6 protein-coding genes are annotated in these 8,306 nt (G+C 36.0%); all 6 read left to right on the forward strand.

Annotation, left to right across the window (positions count from 1 at the left end; all coding sequences use genetic code 11):
- Nucleotides 1-191: 191 nt before the first annotated feature.
- On the forward strand, nucleotides 192-1,826 hold the full coding sequence (locus Megvenef_RS05785; RefSeq protein WP_322777031.1) for a sensor histidine kinase: 1,635 nt from the start codon (nucleotides 192-194) through the stop codon (nucleotides 1,824-1,826).
- Nucleotides 1,823-2,035, forward strand: coding sequence for a hypothetical protein (locus Megvenef_RS05790; RefSeq protein WP_322777032.1), 213 nt, complete (start codon nucleotides 1,823-1,825; stop codon nucleotides 2,033-2,035). Before Megvenef_RS05785 ends, Megvenef_RS05790 begins: the two co-directional genes overlap by 4 nt.
- Nucleotides 2,036-2,116: 81 nt before the next feature.
- A complete protein-coding gene (gene hemA / locus Megvenef_RS05795; protein WP_322777033.1) occupies nucleotides 2,117-3,337 on the forward strand; it encodes a 5-aminolevulinate synthase in 1,221 nt (406 codons plus the stop codon).
- A 10-nt stretch (nucleotides 3,338-3,347) separates the two neighbouring features.
- A complete protein-coding gene (lgt, locus tag Megvenef_RS05800; RefSeq protein ID WP_322777034.1) occupies nucleotides 3,348-4,148 on the forward strand; it encodes a prolipoprotein diacylglyceryl transferase in 801 nt (266 codons plus the stop codon).
- Nucleotides 4,127-5,224: a class I SAM-dependent methyltransferase gene (locus Megvenef_RS05805; RefSeq protein WP_322777035.1), complete on the forward strand. Its 1,098-nt coding sequence runs from the start codon at nucleotides 4,127-4,129 to the stop codon at nucleotides 5,222-5,224. Before lgt ends, Megvenef_RS05805 begins: the two co-directional genes overlap by 22 nt.
- A gap of 208 nt (nucleotides 5,225-5,432) precedes the next feature.
- Nucleotides 5,433-8,114 carry a DNA topoisomerase (ATP-hydrolyzing) subunit A gene (gyrA, locus tag Megvenef_RS05810; RefSeq protein ID WP_410519764.1) on the forward strand — a complete coding sequence of 894 codons (2,682 nt, stop codon included), beginning with the start codon at nucleotides 5,433-5,435 and terminating at the stop codon, nucleotides 8,112-8,114.
- Nucleotides 8,115-8,306 lie beyond the last annotated feature (192 nt).

Raw genomic sequence — 8,306 nt, forward strand, 5'->3', positions numbered from 1 at the left:
AAAAAATGAATGTGCGGTGATTTATTTTTGAAATTCTTGAAATTATATCAAAAATTTAGAGTTTTGACGGAGAGACTAATGAGCTTATAGTATCTCGTATTTCGTCAATAGGAATAGGAATCTTTGCTTTATTATTAGCTCTTAAATTCGATAATTTATTTAAGCTATTTATATTTGGTTATAGTTTTTATATGCCGGTGGTTACTGTACCATTTACGCTTGCAGTACTTGGATTTAGAACCACCTCAAAATCAGCTTTAGCTGGTATGATTTCAGGTTTCTTTGCATCGCTCGGTTGGATGTTTTTAGATACTAAAGTTGATAGTGTTATTCCAGGTCTTATTGTAAATTTGGTTGTAATGCTTTCGTATCATTATCTCCTTAAACAGCCTGGTGGCTGGGTACAAAAAAAAAGTCCTGAATTTGCCTACAGCAGTAAAAACCAAATAATTGAGATTATTCGGCGAGTTAATGCGTTTAGTTTTTTAGGTTTTTGTAAAGGCAATTGCCCCAAAAATGAATCCGTTTACGTATTATTTGCAATTTTTTCTATAATTTCAATTTTCTCAATGAGTTACACTATTTCTGGTGAACTAAAAGTCCAACATCATTCTCTTATTCAATGGTTATATTTTTCTACATCAGTTATAGCTGTTTTCTTCCTAACTATATTCCTGTGGTCAAATACTTTTCGTAAAAAAACTTTTATATCTGTATTATGGATATTTGGATTATTTTATACATTAACTTTTGTAGTTGGTTTATTTGTTATCATGAGTGATTTTAGTCAATTTCCACTTATGATGTTTATTTTGAGTGCTGTGGTTTTATCTATGCTAGTACGTTGGCAGGCAGCTCTTGCTTTGATAATTGTTGGGGTTATAAGTAGTATTTATTTCTTTAAATACTATGCTGGCGTTGGGTATTTAGAAGAAAATTTTGGTAGCTTGCAATTCAAAATCATATATATGTTGATTTTGGTGGTAAGCGTACTTATAGCATTCCTAAAGCCGAAACAAGAATATGTTGAAGCAACTGAGCATAAGGTTGACAAGCTAGAGACAGAGGTTAACGATCTTGATGAAAAAGTTATTCACTATTCTCAGCGTGTTGCGGACCAAGCATTAGAGATCGAGCGACTTGGGAGTACGGCGCAGAAGATTCTCAACAATGTTAATCATGAATTGCGTTTGCCTGTTGGTAATGTAATGAACTTTGCGGAGATGCTTTCTGGAGGGCTTGAGAAATACAATAAGGATCAGTTAAAAGAGCTTTCGGATGAGGTGGTTAGGAACTCAAATCGTTTATCAACAATGATATTGAACATGCTTGATCTTTCGATGTTGTCTACGTCTAAAATTGAGCTACAAAAGAAGACTGTAAACTTGAGTGAGTTAGTGGAAGATAGGGTAAATAACTGTCGTAAGGTTTATTTGCAAGGCAAGAAGATTGATTTCCAGATGAGTATTGAGCCTAATATTTTAATTGCATTAGATCCAAACTATATTCGTCAAACGGTAGATAACTTAGTGATTAATGCTATTAGCTACAGCCAAAATGGTACGATTAAGGTAAGTTTATTGCGCAAGGATAAAGATATAGTTGAGTTTGAGATCATGGACGAAGGCATAGGTATAGCAAAGACAGAGTTGTTTGATATTTTTACGCCATTCAAGATGGGTATAAAGACAGAGTCTAAAGCTGAAGGGCGCGGTGTTGGCTTGGCTTTATGTAAGTCGGCGATTGAAGCGCATGGAGGTACTATTAAAGTTGAGAGTAATGGTACCATTGGAGCCACATTTAGATTCGTGTTATCTCTTAGGTGATTAAGCCATCTGGCCCGCCCCCTAAAGCGTTACTACGTTATGGCGGGTTTGAACTTTCATCTCTTTGCCTATGTCTTACTGAACCAAAAATATGCGCAAGTCCATATAAATTCAGGATAACTTACTTGTTAAGTGAGATTCTGGGGCGAAGCCTATCAAATTTGGGAGAAGTATTTGGCTATGATGGTCTTATTATTAGTTGTTCATAAAAATATTGAAATTTATAATTAATTCGTTCTCAAGTAATAGTAATTAATGTATAGTCATGAGCATTGTTACTAGAGGGAATAATGTTTGATTATAACGCAGCTTTTGAAAAACAAGTTGAGCAAATAAAAGCCGAAGGAAGATATAGGAATTTCGTTGGCTTACAAAGAGAAGCTGGAAATTTCCCAATGGCTTTCTGGGGAACTCTTAAGAAACAGGTCGTAATGTGGTGCATAAATGACTATTTGGGTATGAGTCAGCATCCAAAGGTTATAGAATCAGCAGCCCAAGCTATTTTGAATAATGGTGTTGGTTCGGGTGGCACTAGAAATATTGGTGGGAATAACCGTGCAATAGTGGAGTTAGAGCAGGAAATAGCTGACTTACACCACAAAGAAGAGGCGTTAGTCTTTACATCTGGTTATGTTTCAAATGATGCAAGTTTGACGACGCTCTCTAAGATAATGCCTGATTTAATTTACTTCTCCGATGAGTCTAATCATGCATCTATGATTGCAGGACTAAGAAATTCCAGGGCAGAAAAGCATATATATCGGCACTTAGATCTAGTGCATCTTGAGCAATTGTTAAAATCTGTAGATATTAACAAACCAAAAATGATTGTTTTTGAATCTGCATATTCGATGGATGGCTTAATTTCTCCTATTGGTGAAATCTGTGAGTTGGCAAAAAAATATAACGCTATGACTTATATTGACGAAGTTCACAGCGTTGGTTTATATGGAAATAGAGGTGCTGGCATCGCTAATATGCTTGGTTTTGAAGATAAAATAGATATCATTCAAGGGACATTAGCTAAGGCTTATGGAGTCATAGGGGGTTATATTGCTGGCAAGAGTTCTTTAATTGATGCAATTAGGCTTACCGCAAGTGGATTCATTTTTACAACCTCGTTGCCGCCAGCAATTACCGATGCTGCAAGAGTAAGTATACGTTATTTGAAGGATTCTAGCACGGAGAGAGAGCGACACCAAAGTGTTATATCGAAAGTAAAAAAATCTTTAAAAATGGCGGGAATTCAAGTGCTTGAAAATCAAAGTCATATAATTCCTATAATAATTGGTGATCCTGAGTTAGCTAGGAAGGCTTCGCAGCTGTTGATAGAAAAACATAATATTTTTGTTCAGCATATTAACTTTCCAACAGTACCAAGAGGAACTGAGAGGCTAAGAATTACTCCAACTCCAGGGCATACACAGGAGATGATTGTTAATTTGACAAATGCTCTTGTAAGTGTGTTTGAGGAATTAGGAATTAAACCAAAGGTTATTGAAGCCGCTTAAAAGAATATTTATGCTAGATTTTCCTAATATTGACCCTGTAATTATAGCATTTGGACCCCTTGCAATTTCATGGTACTCTCTTTCTTATGTGGTAAGCATCCTTTTAGGGTGGTACTATGCTTTGAAACTTATCGAAACAAATTCTCTTGATATAAGTAAAAAGAACGTAGACGATTTTGTCTCATGGGCAATTATTGGCATCATTATTGGTGGTCGTTTAGGCTACGTTCTGTTTTATGATCCTGTAAAATATTTTTCCGATCCAATTCAGATTCTGAAAACATATGAAGGTGGAATGTCGTTCCATGGAGGAATAAGTGGGCTTATAATTGCATCATTCTTATTTTGTAAAAAATATAAAATCGCTTTTTTAGGATTAATGGATCTTTGTTCGATTGTTGCGCCAATTGGATTGTTTTTAGGAAGAATAGCAAATTTTATTAACGCTGAGCTTTATGGGCGCATTACTGATGTACCATGGGCATTTATTTTTCCAGGAAGTGATGGTGTTCCAAGGCACCCCAGTCAACTTTATGAAGCAATCCTTGAAGGCTTTGTATTGTTTTTCATTCAAAGGTACGCTGCTGGTAAGTTTGGTGCTTTAAAATTTCCGGGATTACTCTCTGGTGTGTTTTTAGTATTTTATTCGTGCTTTAGAATTGTTGTAGAATTTTTTAGAGAACCAGATTTTAAAATAGGGTATTTGGCAAACTATTTTACTATGGGACAATTATTGTGTCTACCCATGATTATTGTTGGAATTCTTTTAATTTATTTTAGCAAAAATCAATGCCAATCGACGCGAAAATAAGAAGTATTATTGCAGAAAACGGCCACATCAAGATTGATGATATGATGAAGCAAGTACTGTCGATTAACCCAGATTCTTATTATATTTCTGCCGAAAATATTGGAGCCAATGGGGACTTTATTACATCTCCAGAGATATCACAATTGTTTGGAGAAACCATTTCTTTATGGGCGATTGAGCAATGGCAAAAATTGGGAAAGCCGAATGAATTTTGTTTGTTAGAATTGGGGCCTGGTCAAGGAACCCTTATGGATGATTTGTTGCGTACTTCTTCTAGAATAGCTAAGACCTTTGCCAAGGCCGCTAAAGTTCACTTATTAGAAATTAATCAAAAATTTATCCAGAAGCAAAAAATAAAGCTCGCCAGGCATAAAAAAGAAATTACCTGGATTGAAGATATTTCTGATCTTCCAGCAGTGCCACTAATAATAATTGCCAATGAATTTTTTGATGCCTTACCGATAAAACAATTTGTAAAAATTCAGGATAGATGGTTTGAATCAATTTTGGTTGTTGATCCTATAGATGGACAAATTAAATATAGCAAAATTGAAATACATAAGGCTTTGCAAAATCAACTGCAATTTGATCATGTAAATGCTAATGACGGAGCAATTATAGAAGAGTCAATAGAATCTCTTGAAATAATTAGGAATTTGAGTGATCGCATCTATAAATATTCTGGTGCTGCTTTAATTATTGATTATGGTTATGACATTAAAACTCTAGAAAGAAGTAGAAACCAATATAACTCAACTCTTCAAGCTATTAAAAACCATCAATACTGGCCAATAATAGATACGTTGGGAGAGGCTGACTTAACGGCTCATGTCGATTTTGATGCCTTGAAGAAAGCTTCAAGGGAGCGTGGAATTAATGATTTTAGAAATTTTGTACAAAGGAATTTTTTACTATCATACGGTATTGGAGTGAGGTTAAGTGAGCTCAAAAAAAGCTTGGTGCAGGATGAGTATGACATTCTTGATAGGCAGGTTTTGCGTCTTATTTCAAAAGATGCTATGGGAGAACTTTTTAAAGTCTTAGAGGTATCTAATGCCAAACCTCAGTTTAAATGAGACCACGAATTTTACGAATCTTGCTTGTGCTCAACTTATTTTAAAAATAGGTGGCTCGTTGCTTAGTATTCTGTGCTGGGAAATGTTGTAAATTAAGATAATTAGGTCTATATCTCCTTGCAAAAATTTGTAAAATCTTCTATTCTCTCTAAGTTAAAATAATCATTAAATATGAGCATATGTAGTGAGTGAATCTGAACTAAAAAACATGCTGCCTATAAGCATTGAAGACGAGATGAAAAGTTCTTACATGGACTATGCGATGAGCGTGATTGTAAGTCGTGCAATTCCTGATGTTCGTGATGGTTTAAAACCAGTTCATCGACGCATTTTATTTTCGATGTATGAAGGCGGTTACCACAGTTCGAAGCCACACAGAAAATCAGCCAGAATTGTCGGTGATGTAATAGGTAAGTACCATCCACATGGTGATGGGGCTGTTTATGATTCGCTCGTTAGGATGGCACAAGATTTTTCTTTAAGAGTTCCGTTAGTAGATGGTCAGGGTAACTTTGGCTCAATGGATGGAGACTCTGCGGCGGCGATGAGGTATACGGAATCACGCCTTACTAAAATTGCCCATACTCTTTTAGAGGATATTGACAAAGAAACTGTAGACTTCTCTCCCAATTATGACGGTTCAGAAAATGAGCCAGCTGTCTTGCCAGCTATGTTCCCAAATCTTTTGGTAAATGGGACTGGTGGTATTGCTGTTGGGATGGCAACCAATATTCCGCCGCATAATCTTGGAGAAGTTATAGATGCAGCTTGTGCTTATGTTGATAATAACGATATAGAACTTACAGAACTAATTTCTTATATAAAAGGACCGGATTTTCCAACTGGAGGAACAATCTTGGGTAGCTCAGGCATTCAATCTGCATATTTGACTGGTCGTGGAAGTATTTTATTTCGCGGTAAGTGTGAAATTGAAAACAATAATGGGCGGGAAGCGATTATTGTAAAAGAAATGCCGTACATGGTAAATAAAGCAAAACTAGTTGAAAGAATTGCTGACTTAGTAAGAGAAAAGAAAATTGAGGGCATTAGTGATCTTCGAGATGAATCGAATAAAGATGGGGTTAGAGTTGTAGTTGAGGTAAAGAGAGATGCAGTAGCAGAAGTGGTTTTAAATCAGCTTTATTCTTACACTCAGCTTCAAACCAGTTTCGGGGTAATAATGTTAGCCCTAGACGAAGGAATGCCGAAAGTTATGAACTTGAAGGAAGTTATTGGTGCATTTGTTCGTTTTAGAGAAATAGTAATTACTAGAAGAACTATATATCTACTTAATAAGGCGCGTGATAAAGCTCACATACTTTTAGGTGTTAGAATCGCGGTTAGTAACATTGACGAAGTGATAAAAATCATTCGAGGAGCTTCAAATCCTTCTGTGGCAAAAGATCTTTTGATGGAAAAAGCCTGGGATTGTGCATCGATAATAAATCTGATTAAGCTGGTTGATGATAAGGCTAACATCAAAGATAATAGCACTATTCATCTCTCCGAAATTCAAGCTAAAGCAATTCTAGAAATGAGATTGCAACGTTTGACTGCAATGGAGAAAGATAAGATTGAAAACGATCTTGGTGATTTAACAAGAGAAATTACTGAGTATGTAGATATATTAAGTACTAGAAGTAAGCTTCTTGCAATCCTTAAATCTGAATTAATCAGAGTAAAAGATGAATTCTCAACGCCAAGAAAAACTGATATTATTGAAGGGTCTTTTGACCAAGATATCGAAGATTTGATCCAGAAAGAAGATATGGTAGTAACGGTAACGCTCAGTGGCTATATTAAGCGTGTACCTCTTGCGACCTACCGAGCTCAAAAACGTGGTGGTAAAGGAAGATCTGGCTTATCAATGCGCGATGAGGATATTACAACGCAGCTATTTATTGGCAACACTCATACGCCATTATTATTTTTCACGGATCGTGGACAGGTATACAGTCTAAAGCTTTATAAATTACCTTTAGGCAATCCTCAAAGTAAGGGTCGTCCGATAGTTAATATTCTTCCTCTGCAAGATAAAGAAACGATCACTAATGTTATGCCTATGCCTGAAAATCAGGAAGAATGGGATAATATGCATATCATGTTTGCAACGGCAAAAGGGAACATTCGCAGGAATGATCTGTCTGATTTTAAAAAGATACAATCAAATGGCAAAATTGCTATCAGAATGGATGAAGATGATAGCCTTATTAATGTCAAAGCGTGTAATGAAGATGACCATGTGTTGCTTGCGAGTAGACTGGGTAAAGCAATACGTTTTCCTGTAAATGCAGTCAGAGTATTTAAGAGTAGGACGTCTGACGGCGTGCGTGCTATGAGATTGGCTGCAATGGATAAAGTAATATCAATGACAATCTTGCGTGGGACTAAGTCAACGATAGAAGAGCGCGAAGCTTTCCTTTCTATACCGTTTGAAAAGCGTGTAGCTATCTCTTTGGGTGATCACGAATTTAATTCAGCTGATTTCGGGCTAGAGCTTTCAAAAGAGCAGATTATTGAGATGGCAGAATCTGAAGAGTTTATACTTACAGTTGCTGAGAACGGTTTTGGTAAAAGGACATCAGCTTATTATTATAGAATTACTAATCGTGGCGGAAGTGGAATTGTAAACATGGTTTTATCAGATAAAACCGGTAAAGTTGTTGCTTCGATGCCGGCTAATATGAAAGATGAGCTTATGCTTATTACTAATAACGGTAAATTAATCAGATGTAAGCTTGATAGCGTTCGTGTTACTGGAAGGAGTACAAGTGGTGTTATATTGTTTAAAACTGAAAAAGATGAGATGGTAGTTTCCGCTTCTTTGATTGCTGAAGGCTCTTCAGAGGAAGATGAAGAAGATGGAGAAGATTTAATGCTGACAGAATAGAGATCTCTTGCATAATTTCTACTGGTAATTTTGGTGTCAAAGCTAGCCTTGCTCCTCACGTACAAAAAGTACGATGCGGTGCTCGTCTTCGCTTTTCCTAAAACTTCCTTTATATAGTCTCTCCGTCAAAACTCTAAATTTTTGATATAATTTCAAGAATTTCAAAAATAAATCACCGCACATTCATTTTTT

The sequence above is a fragment of the Candidatus Megaera venefica genome (assembly GCF_034554655.1).
In the GTDB taxonomy this organism is placed as follows: Bacteria; Pseudomonadota; Alphaproteobacteria; order Rickettsiales; family Rickettsiaceae; genus Megaera_A; species Megaera_A venefica.

Coding starts and splice junctions, on each gene's coding strand:
- Megvenef_RS05785 (WP_322777031.1), top strand. CDS start 192: ATGCCGGTGGTTACTGTACCATTTACGCTTGCAGTACTTGGATTTAGA.
- lgt (WP_322777034.1), top strand. CDS start 3,348: ATGCTAGATTTTCCTAATATTGACCCTGTAATTATAGCATTTGGACCC.
- Megvenef_RS05805 (WP_322777035.1), top strand. CDS start 4,127: ATGCCAATCGACGCGAAAATAAGAAGTATTATTGCAGAAAACGGCCAC.
- gyrA (WP_410519764.1), top strand. CDS start 5,433: ATGCTGCCTATAAGCATTGAAGACGAGATGAAAAGTTCTTACATGGAC.
- hemA (WP_322777033.1), top strand. CDS start 2,117: ATGTTTGATTATAACGCAGCTTTTGAAAAACAAGTTGAGCAAATAAAA.